General features: G+C 59.0%; 14 protein-coding genes. 9 read left to right on the top strand and 5 right to left on the bottom strand.

What is annotated here, in order from left to right; all coding sequences use genetic code 11:
- Window positions 1-253: 253 nt before the first annotated feature.
- Complete coding sequence (gene chaB / locus ACQG1K_RS12450; RefSeq protein WP_003856674.1) at window positions 254-484, top strand: putative cation transport regulator ChaB; 231 nt, start codon at window positions 254-256, stop codon at window positions 482-484.
- Window positions 485-661: 177 nt separating this feature from the next.
- Window positions 662-1,357 carry a gamma-glutamylcyclotransferase gene (locus ACQG1K_RS12445; protein WP_017384255.1) on the top strand — a complete coding sequence of 232 codons (696 nt, stop codon included), beginning with the start codon at window positions 662-664 and terminating at the stop codon, window positions 1,355-1,357.
- Between the two features lie 30 nt (window positions 1,358-1,387).
- Here ACQG1K_RS12445 and ACQG1K_RS12440 read toward each other — a convergent pair whose 3' ends face one another.
- The 3 genes from ACQG1K_RS12440 to ACQG1K_RS12430 form a co-directional block, all read right to left on the bottom strand.
- A complete protein-coding gene (locus ACQG1K_RS12440) occupies window positions 1,388-1,627 on the bottom strand; it encodes a hypothetical protein (RefSeq protein ID WP_015570352.1) in 240 nt (79 codons plus the stop codon).
- A 196-nt stretch (window positions 1,628-1,823) separates the two neighbouring features.
- On the bottom strand, window positions 1,824-3,608 hold the full coding sequence (locus ACQG1K_RS12435; protein WP_023306429.1) for a methyl-accepting chemotaxis protein: 1,785 nt from the start codon (window positions 3,606-3,608) through the stop codon (window positions 1,824-1,826).
- A gap of 106 nt (window positions 3,609-3,714) precedes the next feature.
- Window positions 3,715-4,068 carry a DsrE/DsrF/TusD sulfur relay family protein gene (locus tag ACQG1K_RS12430; protein ID WP_023300288.1) on the bottom strand — a complete coding sequence of 118 codons (354 nt, stop codon included), beginning with the start codon at window positions 4,066-4,068 and terminating at the stop codon, window positions 3,715-3,717.
- A gap of 73 nt (window positions 4,069-4,141) precedes the next feature.
- On the opposite strand from ACQG1K_RS12430, the gene nasR reads away from it, so the two are divergent.
- The 7 genes from nasR (at window position 4,142) to ACQG1K_RS12395 (ending at window position 16,534) form a co-directional block, all read left to right on the top strand.
- On the top strand, window positions 4,142-5,314 hold the full coding sequence (nasR, locus tag ACQG1K_RS12425; protein WP_063138065.1) for a nitrate regulatory protein NasR: 1,173 nt from the start codon (window positions 4,142-4,144) through the stop codon (window positions 5,312-5,314).
- Window positions 5,315-5,541: 227 nt separating this feature from the next.
- Window positions 5,542-6,789: a CmpA/NrtA family ABC transporter substrate-binding protein gene (locus ACQG1K_RS12420; RefSeq protein WP_022648370.1), complete on the top strand. Its 1,248-nt coding sequence runs from the start codon at window positions 5,542-5,544 to the stop codon at window positions 6,787-6,789.
- Between the two features lie 2 nt (window positions 6,790-6,791).
- A complete protein-coding gene (ntrB, locus tag ACQG1K_RS12415; RefSeq protein WP_022648369.1) occupies window positions 6,792-7,670 on the top strand; it encodes a nitrate ABC transporter permease in 879 nt (292 codons plus the stop codon).
- A gap of 9 nt (window positions 7,671-7,679) precedes the next feature.
- Window positions 7,680-8,468 carry an ABC transporter ATP-binding protein gene (locus ACQG1K_RS12410; RefSeq protein ID WP_023300285.1) on the top strand — a complete coding sequence of 263 codons (789 nt, stop codon included), beginning with the start codon at window positions 7,680-7,682 and terminating at the stop codon, window positions 8,466-8,468.
- A gap of 12 nt (window positions 8,469-8,480) precedes the next feature.
- Window positions 8,481-12,467: a nitrite reductase large subunit NirB gene (nirB, locus tag ACQG1K_RS12405; protein ID WP_426720848.1), complete on the top strand. Its 3,987-nt coding sequence runs from the start codon at window positions 8,481-8,483 to the stop codon at window positions 12,465-12,467.
- Window positions 12,464-14,941 (top strand): nitrate reductase, encoded by a 2,478-nt coding sequence (locus ACQG1K_RS12400; RefSeq protein WP_367074382.1) that lies wholly within the window; start codon window positions 12,464-12,466, stop codon window positions 14,939-14,941. Before nirB ends, ACQG1K_RS12400 begins: the two co-directional genes overlap by 4 nt.
- A 174-nt stretch (window positions 14,942-15,115) precedes the next feature.
- On the top strand, window positions 15,116-16,534 hold the full coding sequence (locus tag ACQG1K_RS12395) for a YchO/YchP family invasin (protein WP_063841128.1): 1,419 nt from the start codon (window positions 15,116-15,118) through the stop codon (window positions 16,532-16,534).
- A gap of 1 nt (window position 16,535) precedes the next feature.
- Here the strand turns inward: ACQG1K_RS12395 and narL are convergent, their stop codons facing one another.
- Together narL and narX are read right to left on the bottom strand one after the other, a co-directional pair.
- Window positions 16,536-17,186 carry a two-component system response regulator NarL gene (gene narL / locus ACQG1K_RS12390; RefSeq protein ID WP_003856701.1) on the bottom strand — a complete coding sequence of 217 codons (651 nt, stop codon included), beginning with the start codon at window positions 17,184-17,186 and terminating at the stop codon, window positions 16,536-16,538.
- The gene (narX, locus tag ACQG1K_RS12385) at window positions 17,179-18,975 is read right to left on the bottom strand and encodes a nitrate/nitrite two-component system sensor histidine kinase NarX (protein WP_058677184.1); all 1,797 of its coding nucleotides are present in this window, start codon (window positions 18,973-18,975) and stop codon (window positions 17,179-17,181) included. Before narX ends, narL begins: the two co-directional genes overlap by 8 nt.
- Between the last annotated feature and the right edge of the window lie 27 nt (window positions 18,976-19,002).

The following is a 19,002-nucleotide window of genomic DNA, read 5'->3' as shown; positions in this document are numbered from 1 at the left end:
TGCAGGTGCTTGTAATTATAGATAGATTTTGAGGGTGTTAAATTAACAGAAAACGGTTAAATACCCTGTATTTTTTACTTAATTTTACCCTTTAATGGGAATTTTCTTCCTGAAGCTTATAATACCTTATTTACACAAAATATTAATTTAATAACAACGCCTTGCGCTCTTAATTAGTTCATTTCTTGCTGTCGGCTGGCACCCTGGCGTATCGTCGTCCACACTTATCTTTTAGCCAAAAGAGAGGTTAACGATGCCATACAAATCGAAAAGCGAATTACCGGATAACGTGCAAAACGTACTGCCTGCCCACGCTCAGGATATCTACAAAGAAGCCTTTAACAGCGCCTGGGATCAGTACAAAGATAAAGAAGATCGCCGGGACGATGCCAGCCGTGAAGAGACGGCGCATAAAGTGGCCTGGGCCGCCGTAAAAAATGACTATGAGAAAGGGGATGATGACAAATGGCACAAAAAGAAATAGCTGCCGAATAATACGCTGCCTCCATTTTGACATTTCAGGCGGTTGAACTGCCGCTGTATTGCATCTGGCCCGCGAATTGCTTATCGTTGCTCAACTGCTGTTAAAATGAACAGCACAGAATGCCGGGAAGGCGCATTAAAGATGTCGCAAGGAAGCATGCAGTGGCGGAGGTGGAATGTGTTAACGCGTGATTTCTTGATGAAGGCAGATTGTAAGACGGCATTTGGTGCTATTGAGGAATCGCTTCTGTGGTCGGCTGAACAACGTGCGGCGTCGCTTGCGGCAACGCTGGCCTGCCGCCCGGATGATGGCCCGGTCTGGATTTTTGGTTACGGCTCTCTGATGTGGAACCCGGCGCTCGAGTTTGTTGAATCGGCAACCGGAACGCTGCCTGGCTGGCACCGCGCCTTCTGTTTGCGCCTGACCGCCGGACGCGGCAGCGCCTGTCAGCCTGGACGTATGCTTGCACTAAAAGAGGGCGGGCGCACCACGGGCGTGGCATACCGGCTGCCGGATACCACGCTGGAAGATGAGCTCACGCTGCTGTGGAAGCGCGAGATGATCACCGGCTGCTATATGCCCAGCTGGTGCAAGCTGGAACTGGACGACGGCCGCACCGTCAACGCGCTGGTGTTCATTATGGATCCGCGCCACCCGCTGTATGAAGCCGACACCCGAACCCAGGTGATTGCCCCGCTGATTGCCGCCGCCAGTGGACCGCTGGGCACTAACGCCCAGTACCTTTTCTCGCTCGATCAGGAGCTGACGCGTCTCGGTATGCAGGACGACTGTCTGAGTGAGCTGGTGGTGAAGGTTAAAGCGCTGCTGGAAGGGAACCCGCTCAGCAATACGCTGCGCCCGGGTTTTGCCTGATAATACGCCCGGCTGGCCGGGCGTTTATGGTTATGCTGCCACGTAACTTACGGAATGTTCGAGCGACTGGCTGTGGCTGTCGATCAGCACATCCCAGGTGCCGGTGTAAGGCACCGTCAGCCAGGCCTTATCATCCTGGACGGTAAGGATATCTGCCTGCGATTGCTTTTGCCCTTTTGTACTCATCAGATGGATGCGGCAACGTTCTGAGCAACGCACCACTACCGTATCCCCGCCAAACAGTTTCAGACTCGTTTTAACTCGTGCCATTTTTTATACCCCGTCGTTTTTGCCCATCCCGAGCGTGATGTTGTTCACAATTTACTCATTGCATAACACCAAAGGGGAAGGTGGGTGATGCTGATTTCGATCAAAAAATGGCGCAACGATTAAACAAAAATGACAAAATTTCTGAAACCTTTCAGCCGACGCGCGTTTTCCCTGCTTAACGCGCGTCCGGGAAAAATTATATGCGGAAATGGCCAGCGGTCTCAGCAAGGTCGCCCGCCTGGCTTTGCAGCGCGCTGGCCGCCGCAGCAGACTGTACAACGAGTTCAGCGTTCTGCTGCACCATGCGATCCAGGTGAGTCACCGCGTGGTTAATTTCATGGATCCCTTTCATCTGCTCGCGGGTGGCAATAGATATTTCACGCATAATGCCAGACACGCTCCCGACGCTGGCGCGGATCTCATCCATGCTGTCGCCCGCAAGGTGCACAAACCGGGAGCCGGTTGCAACGCTTTCGGTAGTTGAGTCAATAAGGGATTTGATCTCTTTCGCCGCCTGAGCGCTGCGGCTGGCCAGATTACGCACTTCCCCCGCAACGACCGCGAACCCACGGCCCTGCTCACCGGCACGAGCCGCTTCGACGGAGGCGTTAAGCGCCAGAATGTTGGTCTGGAAGGCGATGCCGTCAATCACGCTGGTGATATCGCCAATCTTTGCAGAAGCCACTTCGATGGACTGCATGGTGCTGATTGCCTGCGAGACAACTTCGCCGCCGCGCGCTGCGGCCGCAGAGGCCTTACTGGCCTGGTCGTTGGCTTCTTCGGCCGATTCATTCGACTGGGTAACGGAGGCGGTTATCTCTTCCACGGCGCTGGCGGTCTCACGCAGGCTGGACGCGGCCTGCTCGGTACGTCCGGAGAGATCCTGGTTGCCTGCCGCAATCTCCTGCGCGGCGTTTTTCACTGAGGCGCTGGCGTCGCGAAGCTGGACCATCACCACCGAGAGCTTATTGCTGAAGGCGTTAAACGCCTGCGCAATTTGCGCCACTTCGTCATCACCGCTATCCGGCAGACGCTGGGACAGATCGTTGGTGCCGTTGGCAATGCTGTGCATCGCGTCGCGAATGTCGGACAGGCGCTTAAGCAGGCGGGCTATCAGGAGGTGGACAATGGCGCCGCTCAGAAGCGCCAGAATCACCAGCGAGATTGCCGACGCTTTCAGCAAGGAACGCATGCCGGAGGTGGCGTCGCTGCTGTCGAGGGCGACGACCAGCAGCCAGTTCGTGCCCGGCACGGCTGAGGCGATAAAGGTTTTTTCCTCATCATTCAGCGTCCCGTCGACCGGATTACCGCTCTTCAGCGCCGCAAGGTCGATGCCTTTGATCGTCCCGGTAAACGGCTTCAGCGTCAGGGTCGGCTCGTTGGCGGCAATAACCGTGCCGTCGCTGTTCAGGAGCAACCCGCTGCTGGCAGGCGTTGGGTGGATCCCGCGCACGTTCGCCACCACGCTATCCATGGCGACATCGCCCGCTACCACTGCTTTCAGAGTACCATTCTCCTTCACCGGTACGGCAAACGTCACCACCAGCTTCCCGGTCCCGGCATCAACGTAGGGCGCCGTCACAACCGGGCCGTCCGTGCTCACCACCTGCTGATACCAGGGACGAATGGTTGGGTCATAATCCGCCGGGACCCCCGCAGGATCGGAGAATTTCGCCGTCTTGCTGGCGTAGCCTGCGTAGACGTTGGTGAAGCCGCCCGCCTGGGCTAATTGCTTAAACACCGGAACCGGATCGTCAGCCAGCGCGATACTCTGCGCGGAGGCAATCACCGTCATTTTGCTTTTGACCCAGTCGGCAATCGCCATATTGTGGCTGGCGCTGGTGCTGGTCAGTATATCGCGCTGCGACTGCTGATTATCCTGGCGCGTGACCTGAAAGTTGATAATGGTATTAAGAAGAAGGGCGACGACCATACAGCCTGTCGTCGCCGCAATGATGCGGGCGCGAATGGATCTGAACATAAGTGTAATACCTGCTGTGTTGTTTCCATGCCTATCGGCAATGGCGCAGGTAAACTTGATGCTGAAACCGCGTCCATAAGAAAATAATATTTTTGGCGATTTATTATTAAAAAGTTAATACTTTATCAGCGGTAAGAGTCCATTCAGCCAGTTCAACCAGCGTGCCAATTTCCACGCCATCAATCAGGGGCAGCCCGGTAATGCCGCGACCGTCGGTACAGGTTTTGCACAGCTTGACCGGAACGTTTTGCGCGGTCAGGATCTCCAGCATGTGTTGTATGTTGTAGCCCTCAGCGGGTTTCTGCCCCTTCAGCGCGGCCGTGACGGCATCGGACATCAAAAAGAGGCGCAGCTCCAGCTCACTCTCCTTATCGCGCAGCGCGATTGCCAGGCGCAGACTGTTAAAAAGGGATTCACTGCCGTAGGCCGCACCGTTGGCGACGATCACAATCTTCTGCATGTTGACTCCTGTTCTTTGAAAAGGCACGAATATTGCTTCTCATACCGAAGAATATGTATCGGAGAGAGAAACGATGACGATAGTGGCTGGCAGTTCGCCTGGCGCGACCGAATGGTTCCAGCGTGCAAGAATGCTGCGGGAGGAACAGCTCGGCAGATTAGCGCAGCTGGGCGCACTGGTGAACGGCATCAGTCGACTGGTGCATATGCTACAGTGCGAACGCGGTGCGTCAAATGTCTGGCTCTGCTCGCAGGGTAAATTGTACGGGCCTGAATGCAAGGCCAGCAGGGCTTTGGTGGATGAAAACCTTGCGGCATTGCACCTCCTGTTTAGCGAACCGCTGCCGGGCAGCGCCCTCTGCGAACGTATCGCCAGCGCACTGCACGGCCTTGAAACGCTAACGGTGCTGCGTGATGGCGTTACAGGTCAACGCGTCACCGCGCCGCAGGCGATGGAACACTACAGCCGCATACTGCGTCATCTGCTCAATATCGTACCTCAACTCAGCGACAGCATTGACGATCCGCACATCGCGGGCCGATTTGTGGCCCTTTACAGCCTGATGCAGGGCAAAGAACTTGTGGGACAAGAGCGGGCGTTAGGGGCTATTGGTTTCACCCAGGGATTCTTTGACGATGAAACTCGCCAGCGGCTGGTGGATCGCATTGATGGCCAGCAGGCCTGCTTTGAGGTTTTTATCTCCCATTGCACTCCAGACGTGCAGGAGACGTTTACCCTCAACTGTCAGCCGGGTCTGGAGACTGAAAAACTCAGGCGTGAAGCGTGCACCCGCCAGCCTCCGGCAGATAATGGCGATACCGCCCTCAAATGGTTTGCCCTGCAAACCGCGCGTCTTGAGCATCTGCGCACGCTGGAGGAGGTGGCCATTGCCGATCTGATGACGGCAGTTGAGGAGCGTCGCTATAGCGAAAACCTGCACGTAGATGATGAGTACGACGATATCCTGGCGCGATTTCCGGATAGACCACTGCTGCCGCTGGTGCGCCAGCAGGCGCGTGAAATTGAGCAACTCTCCCGTCAGCTTGCTTCCCTGCGCGACACGCTGGAGGAGCGCAAGACCATCGACAAGGCCAAAAGCGTGCTAATGACGCATCAGAACATGAGCGAGGAGCAGGCGTGGACAGCCCTGCGCAAAATGGCGATGGATAAAAACCAACGCATGGTGGATATCGCCCGTGCGCTCCTTACGGTGAAAAATCTGTGGAAGATACCCCCTGGGGAGTAGTTGCACGATCAGTGGGCATTTAATGCCTGATTGAGGTGCGTAAAACAGCGCTCTCCTTGCAGAAACCCCGTAACGCCGGGGTTAAAAAGCTGGCATCACCTTTGCATTAACAGATTAACTATTTTTGACGATGCGCCAACGGCGGTGCATACGTCTTCGGGATAAAGGCGTCCAGCGGTGCTTCAGCACCGTCGGGCGCTTTTTTTTGCCTTTTTTCAGGAGCAATTATGGCGGATTTGTCGAGACGGCGTTTATTGCAGGCCAGCATGCTGGCGAGTGGTGCGATGCTGTTGCCGGGTGTCATGCAGGCCGCATGGGCGGCGGGGTCAGATAAGCCGGAGCAGGATACCGTGCGTATCGGGTTTATCCCCCTGACCGATTGCGCGCCAGTGGTTATCGCGGCCCTGAAAGGGTTCGATAAAAAACACGGCATTACCATTGTACCTACTAAAGAGGCGAGCTGGGCGGCGGTGCGCGACAAGCTGGTGGCAGGGGAGCTGGACGCCGCACACATTCTTTACGGCCTGCTGTACGGACTGGAGCTGGGTATCGCGGGCAAGCCGCAGCAGATGGCGAACCTGATGACTCTCAACCAGAACGGTCAGGCCATTACGCTCTCCAGCGATCTGGCGGAGAAGGGCGTTCGCGATCTCGACGGGCTGAAAAAGCTGATTACACAGCAGGCACCGGGAACCTACACCTTCGCGCATACCTTCCCGACGGGGACACACGCTATGTGGCTCTACTACTGGCTGGCCAGTGCGGGCATTAACCCGTTTGACGACGTGCGCACTGTGGTGGTCCCGCCGCCACAGATGGTGATGAACATGCGCATCGGCAACATGGTCGGGTTCTGCGTCGGCGAGCCGTGGAACGCGCGGGCGATTAACGACCGCATCGGGTTTACCGCCGCCACGTCACAGTCCATCTGGGCCGATCACCCGGAAAAGATCCTCGGCACCCGACGCGACTGGGTGGTGAAAAATCCGCACACCGCACGGGCGCTGGTGAGTGCCGTGATGGAAGCCGCGCGCTGGATCGAGGCGTCAGCGGAAAACAAACGTGAAACCGCGCAGATCCTCTCGCGCCGCGCATGGCTCAACTGCAAGGAACAGTACCTCACCGGACGCATGCTCGGCGAATACGACAACGGGCTCGGTCAGCGCTGGCAGGATGCGCACCCGATCCGTTTCTTCAATGAGGGTGCCGTGAGCTACCCGTATCTCTCCGACGGCATGTGGTTCTTAACCCAGTTCCGTCGCTGGGGCTTGCTCAACGCCGCGCCGGATTATGCGGGCATCGCACAGCGCATTAACCAGACCGCGGTCTGGCAGGATGCCGCGACCGCCGTGGGCGGCATGTCCACACCGTCATCACCGTATCGCAGCAGTACCCTGATGGACGGCACCGTCTGGAACGGCACCGATCCGGAAGGGTACGCCAACCGCTTCGCCATTCACCGTAAAGGGGCCTGAGTATGCAGCATCTGCAAAATACGCAACCACAAGAGAAGTCAGAGAGCGGGGAAGTGATTGTCCTGCCTCCGCTACAGGTTCGCCGTCGTGCGCCAGCGTTTACGCGTCGGATGAATGAGTTTTTACAGCGCGTCATCCCGGCGCTGCTCGGTCTCGGTCTGCTGGTGGTGCTCTGGCAGCTGGCGGCGATAAACAGTAAAGGTTTCCCGACGCCGCTCAGCACGCTCGATTCGGCCATGACCCTGTTTGCCGATCCGTTTTATCGCGACGGGCCAAACGATATGGGCATTGGCTGGAACGTACTGGCGTCGTTGCAGCGCGTCGCCATCGGCTTCGGTCTGGCGGCGCTGGCGGGCATTCCGCTGGGCTTTTTGATTGGGCGCTTCACCTTTTTCTCCCGCATGTTCAACCCGCTGATCGCGCTCCTGCGTCCGGTCAGCCCGCTGGCCTGGCTGCCTATCGGCCTGCTGCTGTTCCAGAAAGCGGAGCCCGCGTCGAGCTGGACCATTTTCATCTGCTCCATCTGGCCGATGGTCATTAACACCGCCGAAGGGGTGCGCCGTATTCCGCAGGACTACCTCAACGTGGCCCGGGTGCTGCAACTCTCAGAGTGGACCATCATGCGCCGCATTCTTTTCCCCGCCGTGCTGCCTGCGGTGTTGACCGGGGTACGTCTCTCCATTGGCATTGCCTGGCTGGTGATTGTCGCCGCCGAGATGCTCACCGGAGGTTTAGGCATTGGCTTCTGGATCTGGAATGAATGGAACAACCTCAACGTTGAAAACATTCTCATCGCCATCGTCATCATTGGCGTGGTCGGGTTGCTGCTGGAGCAGGGGCTGATGCTGATCGCCCGTCGCTTTAGCTGGCAGGAAAAATAAGGAGTGAAGATGAAACCTTTAATTCAGGTCCAGGCCGTGAGCCAGCGTTTTTCCACCGCCAGCGGCGAGTTTCTGGCACTGCAAAACGTCTCTTTTGATATCCACGAGGGCGAAACCGTCAGTCTGATTGGTCACTCCGGCTGCGGCAAGTCGACGCTGTTAAACCTGATCGCCGGGATCACGCTGCCGACGGAAGGCGGGCTGATTTGCGACAACCGCGAAATCGCCGGGCCGGGGCCTGAGCGTGCGGTAGTGTTCCAGAACCATTCGCTGCTGCCGTGGTTAACCTGCTTCGACAACGTGGCGCTGGCGGTGGATCAGGTCTTCCGTCGCACCATGAGTAAGGCCGAGCGCAAAGAGTGGATTGAGCACAATCTCGACCGGGTGCAGATGGGCCACGCGCTGAATAAGCGCCCCGGGGAGATCTCCGGCGGTATGAAGCAGCGCGTCGGTATTGCCCGGGCGCTGGCAATGAAGCCGAAAGTGCTGCTGATGGATGAGCCGTTTGGCGCGCTCGATGCGCTGACGCGTGCCCATCTTCAGGACTCGGTGATGCAGATCCAGCAGGCGCTGAACACCACTATCGTGCTCATCACTCACGACGTGGACGAGGCGGTACTGCTCTCTGACCGCGTAATGATGATGACCAACGGCCCGGCGGCCACCGTGGGTGAGATCCTGCGCGTCGATCTGCCGCGCCCGCGCAACCGGGTGCAGCTGGCGGACGATAGCCGCTATCACCATATGCGCCAGCAGATCCTCCATTTCCTCTACGAAAAACAGCCGAAAGCGGCGTAATGAGGGGGCACGATGCGACTGGTCATTATCGGTAATGGTATGGCGGCAACCCGGCTGATTGCATCGCTCACCGGGCGTGTGCCCGGTCGTTTCGCTATCACCGTCATCGGTGACGAGCCGGAGCAGGCGTACAACCGCATCCAGCTTTCGCCGGTGCTGAGTGGTGAAAAGCAGGCGGAGCACATCTGTCTGCACGATGAAGACTGGTACACGGCACGAGGCGTGACGGTGCTGCGAGGAGAAACGGTGCTCGCAGTAGACGTTAACGCGCGTAAAGTGCGTACCTCTGCTCGCACGCTGGGCTGGGATGCGCTGGTGTTTGCCACCGGGTCTACCCCTGTAGTGCCGCCGATCCCCGGCGGCGATGCGCCGCATGTGTTCACCTTTCGCACCCTGGCAGAGACCCGCGCCATCCAGAACCTCTCCGGTCCGGCGGTAGTGCTGGGCGGTGGCGTACTTGGCGTGGAAGCAGCGGCAGCGCTGGCGCGCAACGGTGACAACGTCACGCTTATCCATCGTGGTCCCTGGCTGATGGAACAGCAGCTGGATCAGCAGGCGGGACTGCTGCTTGAAGAGGCGCTGGCGGCGCGGGGTGTTAGCTGTGAATTCGCCTCTGGCATCGCGGCGATTAACGGCAAGAGCGTGACGCTACTCAACGGGCACAGCGTCACCGCCGCGCGCGTGGTGCTGGCCACGGGTGTACAACCCAACGTTGCGCTGGCAAAAGCCAGCGGCATTCACTGCGCGCGCGGCATCGTGGTGGATCACCAGATGCAAACCTCCGTGCCGGATATCTACGCCATCGGCGAGTGCTGTGAAATTGACGGCCAGACATTTGGCCTGGTCGCCCCCTGTCTGGCGCAGGCGGATATTCTCGCCGCGCGGCTGGCCGGGGAGATCACCGCGCCGTTTACCCGGACCGACAACGGCGTGCGTCTTAAGGTGACCGGCGTGGAGCTGTTCAGCCTCGGACGCGCGACGGCGCAGGCGGACGATGTGGTATGGAGTTCATGGGATCCGCTGACCCGTCACTATCGACGTTTACTGATCCATCAGGGGACGCTGGCTGGCGTGCTGCTGCTGGGTGACTGCCGCAGCGCGGCAACCTTTACCGATTTACTGGCAACGGCTGCGCCCGCCCACGCGGACTGGCTGTTCGATCGTTTCACAACGCAACCGCAGGTTGCAGGACAGAGCGCTATGACAAAACCTACTCTGGTGGTGGTTGGGCACGGTATGGTCGGCCATCATTTCCTCGAAGACTGCGTTAACCGCAATTTGCATCAGCAGTATCAGATTATTGTTTTTGGCGAAGAGCGCTATGCGGCCTATGACCGCGTGCATCTGTCGGAATATTTTGGCGGACGCAGCGCGGACTCGCTCTCGCTGGTGGCGGGGGAGTTCTTTGCCGATAACGGTATAGAGCTGCGCCTCTCGCAGCAGATTGTCGCTATCGATCGTGATGCACACGTTGTGCGTACCGCCAGCGGCCATGAAACCCACTGGGATAAGCTGGTGCTGGCGACCGGCTCGTACCCGTTCGTACCGCCCGTTCCGGGCAGCGATCTGCCGGGTTGTTTTGTCTACCGCACCCTCGACGATCTGGACAACATTGCGGCCCATGCGGCAGGCTCTCGCCGCGGCGTGGTAATTGGCGGCGGCCTGCTGGGGCTGGAGGCGGCGAATGCGCTTAAGCAGCTAGGGCTGGAAACCCACGTGGTGGAGTTTGCGCCGAACCTGATGGCGGTGCAGCTCGACAGCGACGGTGCGGCAATGCTGCGCAGGAAAATTGAGGCGCTGGGCGTAGGGGTACACACCAGTAAATCGACGACGGAGATTGCCACCGCAGACGACGGGCTGGTGCTGCGTTTTGCCGAGGGTGAACAGCTGGAAACGGACATGGTCGTCTTCTCTGCCGGTATTCGTCCGCAGGACGCGCTGGCGCGCAGCAGCGGGCTGGCTATTGGCGAGCGCGGCGGGATCTGTATTGACGACGGCTGCCGGACCTCCGATCCGGACGTGCTTGCCATCGGGGAATGCGCGCTGTGGGAGGGGAAAATCTTTGGCCTGGTGGCCCCGGGCTACCAGATGGCGCGCGTGGCCGCCGCTGTGCTGGCGGGTGAGGAGAAGCGCTTCACCGGCGCGGATATGAGTACCAAACTCAAGTTGCTGGGTGTGGATGTGGCGTCGTTTGGCGATGCCCACGGGCGCACGCCGGGGGCGCTGAGCTACCAGTGGACGCACGGGCCGCAGCAAATCTACAAAAAAATTGTGGTCAGTCACGACAGCAAAACCCTGCTGGGTGGCGTGCTGGTGGGCGATGCCAGCGAATACGCCACGCTGGTGCAGATGATGCTTAACGGCATCAGTCTGCCAAAAGAGCCGGAAACGCTGATCTTACCCGCGTCGTCAGGCTGCACGCCAAAAGCGCTGGGCGTGGCGGCGCTGCCGGAAAGCGCGCAGATCTGTTCGTGTCATAACGTCAGCAAAGGGGATATCTGCCTGGCGGTAAGCGCGGGCGCAACGGATATCGGCGCCATTAAGCAGTGCACCAAAGCGGCGACCGGCTGCGGAGGTTGTAGCGCGCTGGTGAAGCAGGTGATGGAGTTCCAGCTTGCGGAGCAGGGCGTGGAGGTGAAAAAAGATATCTGTGAGCACTTCCCGTACTCGCGTCAGGAGATATACCACCTGGTGCGCGTCAACCATATCCGGACCTTCGACCAGCTTATCAGCCGTTACGGACAAGGGCACGGCTGTGAGATCTGTAAACCGCTGGTGGGATCAGTGCTGGCCTCCTGCTGGAACGAATACCTGCTGAAACCGGCGCATCTGCCGCTGCAGGACACCAACGACCGCTACTTTGCCAATATTCAGAAGGACGGAACGTATTCCATCGTGCCGCGCATGCCTGCCGGGGAAGTGACGGCCGACGGGCTGATCGCCATAGGCCAGATTGCGAAACGCTATAGCCTTTACAGCAAAATCACCGGCGGACAGCGTATTGACCTGTTTGGCGCCACGCTCGAACAGTTGCCGGAAATCTGGCAGGCGCTGGTGGAGGCCGGATTTGAGACCGGTCATGCGTACGGGAAATCCCTGCGCACGGTGAAATCCTGCGTCGGGTCGACCTGGTGTCGCTATGGCGTGCAGGACTCCACCGGCCTTGCGGTCAAACTGGAGCATCGCTACAAGGGGTTACGTGCGCCGCACAAAATCAAAATGGCGGTCTCCGGCTGTACCCGTGAGTGCGCAGAGGCGCAGAGCAAAGACGTGGGGGTGATTGCCACGGACAAGGGCTGGAACCTTTATCTGTGCGGCAACGGCGGGATGAAGCCGCGCCACGCGGATCTCTTTGCCAGCGATCTGGACGACGAAACGCTGATCCGCACCGTTGACCGTTTCCTGATGTTCTACATTCGCACGGCAGATCGTCTGCAACGCACCAGTACCTGGATGGATAACCTGGAAGGCGGCCTCGACTATCTGCGCGAGGTGATCCTGAACGACAGCCTTGGGATCGCCCACGAGCTGGAGCAGGAGATGACCCGGGTGGTGGAGACCTATCAGTGCGAATGGCAAACCACCCTCAACGATCCTGATCGCCTGGCGCTGTTCCGCACCGCGGTGAATGTCCCTGCCGCGGCGGAGAGCAAGCGCTGGCAGGAAATTTGCGGCATCAATGATATCCCCGAGCAGGCGGGCATCGGCGCGCGGCTTGGCCGAAAACCGATTGCGCTGTTCCGCTTTGGAACGTCCGTTTATGCCCTGGACGACCTGGAGCCGGGCAGCAGCGCGAACGTGCTTTCGCGCGGCATCCTTGGCGATGCAGCGGGCGAGCCGGTGGTGATTTCCCCGCTTTACAAGCAGCGCATACGTCTGCGCGATGGATGTCAGGTGGAGAACGGCGAACCCGTGGTGCGCGCCTGGCCGGTAAAAATTGAAAACGGCAAGGTTTGGGTTGGAAGCCAAGAGCTGGTGATGCGTGCGGAGGCCTCATGACGGAAACCCGTACAACGTGCCCTTACTGCGGGGTGGGCTGCGGCGTGGTCGCCAGTGTGGAAGATGGCGCGGTAAGCATTCGTGGGGATGAAACTCATCCGGCGAACTTTGGTCGCCTGTGCGTAAAAGGATCTGCCCTCGGGGAAACGACGGGGTTGCAGGGACGTCTGCTGCGCCCGGTTGTTGACGGCATGGAGGTGGCATGGCCGCAGGCGCTGGGTGAAGCGGGCGAGCGGCTACGGAAGATCATCACCGAATGGGGGCCGCAGGCGGTGGCGTTTTATGCCTCCGGCCAGCTGTTGACCGAGGATTACTATGCGGCCAACAAGCTGATGAAAGGCTTTATCGGGGCGGCGAACATTGATACCAACTCGCGGCTGTGCATGTCGTCGGCGGTGGTGGGCTACAAACGCGCCTTCGGTGAAGACATTGTGCCGTGCAGCTACGAGGACGTGGAAAACAGCGATCTGGTGGTACTCGTTGGCTCAAACGCGGCCTGGACGCATCCGGTGCTGTATCAGCGGCTGGTGCAGGCAAAACGCAGCAACCCGCAGATGAAAGTGGTCGTGATCGATCCGCGCAAAACCGCCACCTGCGATGTCGCTGACCTGCATCTGGCGCTTAAGCCCGGCAGCGACGCCGGGCTGTTTGTGGGATTGCTCAATCTGATTCAGGGTAGCGGCGAGTGGCCGATTCCTCACGTGGCCGCGTTTTGCGATCTGCCTTCAGACGAGATTGGCACCTTCTACGACTGGTTTGTCACTGCGCCACGCGCGATCACGCTCTACACCATGGGGATCAACCAGTCCTCCAGCGGCAGCGACAAGTGTAACGCCATCATTAACGTGCATCTTGCCAGCGGGAAGTTCAATCGTTCGGGCTGCGGCCCGTTTTCGCTGACCGGACAGCCAAACGCCATGGGCGGGCGGGAAGTGGGTGGGCTGGCGAACCAGCTGGCGGCGCACATGAACTTCGAGCCGGACGATCTTTCGCGTGTGGCGCGTTTCTGGGGAACCGAGCGGCTGGCACAAACGCCGGGGCTGATGGCGGTAGAGCTGTTTGACGCGATTGCCCGCGGCGAGGTGAAGGCGGTGTGGATCATGGGCACCAATCCTGCCGTGTCACTTCCCGACAGCCACGCGGTGTGCCAGGCCCTGGCAGCCTGCCCGCTGGTCATAGTATCTGAGGTGATGCAGGAGACGGACACCAGCCGGTTTGCTCATATCCGTTTTCCCGCCCTGGGCTGGGGCGAAAAAGACGGAACGGTGACCAATTCCGAGCGGCGTATTTCGCGCCAGCGCGCGTTTCTGCCTGCGCCGGGCGAGGCCAGACCGGACTGGTGGATCATCGCCCGGATCGCAGAGCAGCTCGGTTATGGCGATGCCTTCGCCTGGGAACACCCTCATGAGATATTTTGTGAACATGCGGCGCTGACGGCGTTTGAAAATAACGGCGAACGGGCGCTAAACCTGCGCGAACTGGCGTCGCTGTCGCGAGAGGCGTGGGACGAGCTGGCGCCTTATCAGTGGCATGCCGGTGATTTCCCGCAAAGAAATCTTGTACCGGTTGATCCTTTCTCACATGGGGCAGGCGTCGACGAATTGTACCCCTTGATACTGAATAGCGGGCGGATCCGCGATCAGTGGCACACCATGACGCGCACGGGGTATGTTCCGCGCCTGATGCAGCATATCGATGAGCCTTTTATTGAGATGAACGCAACCGATGCGGCGCGCGCGGGGCTGACTGACGGCCAGCTGGCGCGGATAAGTTCCCCGCGCGGGGTCATGGTTGCCAGAGTACGTATCTCTACCGCACAGCGTGCGGGCGAGCTGTTTGCGCCGATGCACTGGAACGCGCAGTTTGCCCGGCAGGGGAAGGTCAACGCGCTGGTGGAAGGGCGGGTTGATGCCTGGTCCGGCCAGCCGGAGAGTAAACAAACCGCGGTGAGGATCCTGCCCTGGCTACCCGCCTGGCAGGGGGAGCTGTATGCCCGCGAGTTGCCAGCGCTGCCGCCGTCGGTATGCTGGTGGCGTAAAGCCTCACGTCTGACGGTGGCGGGGGAGCAGCCGTTGCTGTCGTGGGTCATGGCGTACGCCAGCGGTCGGGGCTGGCAGTTACAGGTGGCACAGACGGGAGAACGCAGCAGCGTGCTCGCCTGGCATCACGGCGAGCTGATGCTGGGCTACTGGGAAGGCCAGACACTGCCGGCGCTGGCGCATGCGTTTATTGAAGAAGCCTTTGCTGCTGCGCCCGTACAACTCGCTGAACGCCACGCGCTGCTGCACGGACAACGGCCGGGCGAAGATGCCGATCCCGGGCGAATTATCTGTAGCTGCTTTAGCGTGGGTGAAAATACGATACGTAAGGCGATAGCCGGAGGCTGTAATTCTGCCGCAGCGCTGGGCGTGAAGCTGCGTTGCGGTACGAACTGCGGCTGCTGCCTGCCGGAGCTGAAAGGGTTGTTGGGATAATAGTGTAAAGGCGTCAGGTGGCGGCTTCGCACCGGCACGAATTTGTAGGTCGGGTAAGGCGAAGCCGCCTCCCGACAATTCTGTTCAGGATATTCCTGAAATTTCTGTTAAGACTGGTTTTCAGGGCTTATGGCGTTAACATAATAAGTGTTTGTTCATAAACACAGGTTCTTATTGACGACGTTGAAGGCTGTATCGTCCCGCATCCATTTTTTGCTGTTACTCCCCCTTCTTACGGCTGGAGCCGTTCACGGTGCGCCGAAATCCTTCGTGCAGCAGGCGCAAAATCCGTTTGATAATAACGGCGATAGTCTGCCGGATCTCGGTATGGCGCAACCGACTACCGAAGGCGAAAAGCACCTGGCTGAAATGGCAAAGGCCTTCGGTGAAGCCAGTATGATCGATAACGGCCTGACGGCCGGTCAGCAGGCGCGACAGTTCGCGTTTGGCAAGGTGCGGGATGCCGTCAGCGGGGAAGTCAACGAGCAGATTGAATCCTGGCTTTCCCCCTGGGGTAACGCCAATGTCAATGTACTGGTGGATGATGACGGTAACTTTAACGGCAGCAGCGGAAGCTGGTTTATCCCCTGGAGCGACAACACCCGCTATCTGAGCTGGAGCCAGCTTGGCCTGACGCAGCAGACAGACGGGCTGGTGAGCAACGTCGGGATCGGGCAGCGCTGGGTTGCCGGAAACTGGCTGCTGGGCTACAACACCTTTTACGACAACCTGCTGGAAGACAACCTGCAACGTGCCGGACTGGGCGCAGAGGCGTGGGGCGAAAACCTTCGCCTGTCGGCCAATTACTACCAGCCGTTCGCTGGCTGGCAGCCGCGTTCCGACATCCGGGAGCAGCGCATGGCGCGCGGGTACGACGTAACGGCCAAAGCCTGGCTTCCCTGGTTTCATCACCTGAACACCAGCGTCAGCTTTGAACAGTATTTTGGCGATAACGTCGATCTGTTTAACAGCGGTACGGGGTATCACAACCCGGTTGCGGTCAACCTGGGGCTGAACTATACCCCCGTTCCGCTGGTCACCCTGACGGCTGCCCATAAGCAGGGGGAGAGCGGCGTTAGCCAGAATAACCTCGGGCTGAAGCTCAACTATCGCTTTGGTGTGCCGCTGGCGAAACAGCTTTCCGCCGGGGAAGTGGCGGCGACGCGCTCGCTGCGGGGCAGCCGCTATGATTCACCTGAGCGTGATAATCTGCCCGTGATGGAATTCCGTCAGCGTAAAACCCTCTCGGTCTATCTGGCCACGCCGCCGTGGGATCTTAAGCCAGGCGAAACTGTGATGCTGAAGCTGCAAATTCGCAGCACGCACGGTATCCGTCAGATCCACTGGCTGGGTGATACCCAGGCGCTCAGCCTGACCTCACCGGCAAACAGCAACAGCAGCGATGGCTGGAGCATAATCATGCCCGCCTGGAACGACGCGGAAGGGGCGAAAAACGAATGGCGGCTTACGGCCGTGGTGGAAGATAAGGATGGGCAGCGTGTCTCCTCCAATGAGATCACGCTTTCCGTGGTGCAACCGCTCGTCGCAATGCCTGCCGACGATCCACGGTGGAAGTTGCTGCCGGATGAGTAAGTTAAAAAATGCGCTCCTGATGCACCCAGACGGCGGCTTCGACGCGGGATTTTAACTTCATTTTCTTCAGCATGTGTTTGACATGCACTTTGACCGTGCTCTCGGTGATGTCCAGACGGCGGGCTATCATTTTGTTCGGCAGACCCTGAGCAATCAGCTTCAGAATGTCGCGCTCGCGCGGGGTCAACTGGCTGACGTCACGGTCAGACGTGGCGCGGTTCGCACGCAGGCTGGCGGCCAGTACCGGCGTTAACGCTTCACTCAGCACCATCTCGCCTGCGGCAGCCTGTTGCAGCGCCTTGAGCAGATCTTCCGGCTCCATATCTTTCAGCAGATAGCCGTCTGCCCCCCGCTTGAGGGCGGTGACCACGTCTTCTTCATGGTTTGAGACGCTGAAGACCACCACCCGGCCAGAGAGGGATTTCTCCCGCAGCTTGTCGAGGGTTTCCAGGCCATTCATGCCCGGCATGTTGAGATCGAGCAAGATCAAATCAGGATCGAGCGATTCGGCAAGTTCAATACCCTGTTCGCCGTTGCTGGCTTCCCCGACGACGGTGATATCGGGCGCCATGCTGACAAGCTGTTTAACGCCAGTGCGCAGCATCGGATGATCGTCAATCAACAGGATAGATGCCGGTTCCTGATTAGTCATGGTTTTCTCCTTGAGCAGTTATGAGGGGCTTTTCGGGTATAAAGGTGACCACGACTTCGGTGCCACCTGACTCTCCCCGGCGAACCTGGCAATCACCGCGCAGGCTTTGCGCGCGGTCTCGCATGATGATTAAACCATAATGGTTCGTTCGTTCGGCATTTTCCGGCACGCCGCGGCCGTTATCCTGAACCCTGAGCTTCACCTGATTATCCTGGCAGCTGACGGTGACCGTGACGGCCGTCGCCTCGGCATGCTTGAGCACGTTGCTCAGGGCTTCACGGGCAATTTGCAGCAAATGGATCGCCTGGTGAGAGGGGACAAAACGCGGTGGCAACTGGTAATCCAGCTTCACCGGGAAGCCCAGCCGGGCACTAAATTCCTGACAGCTGGACTCCAGCGCAGGGCGTAGCCCCGGCTCGGTGAGCTGTAAACGGAAGGTGGTCAGCAGCTCGCGAAGCTGAATCCACGAGGTGTTAAGCTCGTTGCGGATCTGGCTGAGCAGCTGTTTGCTGCTCTCGGGCATGCCTTCGTCCTGCATTTGCAGGCAACTCACCTGCATCTTCATGCAGGAGAGGGACTGGGCGATGGAGTCGTGCAGCTCGCGAGCGATGGTGGCGCGCTCCTCCATCACGATCAGCTGCTGCTGTTTTTCCTGGTGACGGTCGAGCGCCAGCGTGGCCGTGAGCTGCTCTACAAGAGTATCGACCAACTGCTGCTGGTCGTGGCTCAGATGACGTCCGGCGGGCAGGGTGGCCAGCAAAATACCGTACTGGGTATGGCTGTCCATCAGCCGCCACTTGAGGGTCGTGCCGCTGGTGGTAAGCGGCGGCAAGCCGCGCGGGCACAGATGACACCCTTTATCGTCGCAGGAGATGTCCGACTGACAGGTAAATTCCTGATGGTTTTCCTCATCTTCAACGTCATAAACCCGTAGCTCAAGATCGTGGAGCAGAGTCAGGTTTTGCAGGCCGTTCAGTACCGGCGAGAGACGCTCGCAAAGCGGTACCTGCATATGCAGGCGACGGTTCGCCTGCCAGAGGAAAGAGAGGATCTCGTTTTTCTGCTCAAGCCCGGCGGTTTTCTCCTGGACGCGTTTTTCCAGTACCGCGTAGCTTTCAGATAGCTCCGCCGACATGGTGTTGAGCGCCTCGCCGAGCATCGCCATTTCGTTGCGCCCGCTGATGTGCGTGCGTTGGGTAAAATCGCGCTGTGTGACGGCGCGGGCCATCGCCAGGAGTTGCTTCCAGGGGTTAAGCAACCGCGCGCGCAGCCAGATAACCGTGAAAATCAGCAGCAAACCCATAAACAGCGCCATTGCGCGGTGAACCATCACCACGCGGTCAATGCGTAACTCTGTGGTGCGATCGAACGAGGAGACGAGATGATCGATGCGTGACACAAACCCGGCGACATCCTGGGCGACCGTTTCCCGGTCTTCCGCCCGCTTTAACCCGGGCTCCAGCTGGGTATGCCAGTAGCCCTGAAGCGCCTTAAGCTGAGATTGCTGGCCGTCACGGATGGCGGCTCTTTCCAGTTCAGGGCTGAATGCGGTACGCTCCATTTCGTCGATAAGCGGTTGGTCAGCCTGCGTCAGCGGCACCGACGCCAGCAGCCGGTAACTCTGCATACGTAGCGAGCCTGCCTCGTTGATGGCATGCGCATTACCCTGCACACCCTGTACCAGCCAGCCAGAAATAGCCATGCCGGTCACACCGATAGCGGTGGACAGCAGAACAATAAGCGCCAGCTGGTTAACCAGCGTCAGCGGAGATAAACATCTTTTTAACATAGAGTTGCCGGGCTCCTGACGTGACCT

The organism is Enterobacter cloacae complex sp. 402C9, from assembly GCF_050030745.1.
In the GTDB taxonomy this organism is placed as follows: Bacteria; Pseudomonadota; Gammaproteobacteria; order Enterobacterales; family Enterobacteriaceae; genus Enterobacter; species Enterobacter intestinihominis.
Note: the sequence above shows the minus strand (reverse complement) of the source record. Positions and strands in the feature narration are given on the sequence as shown.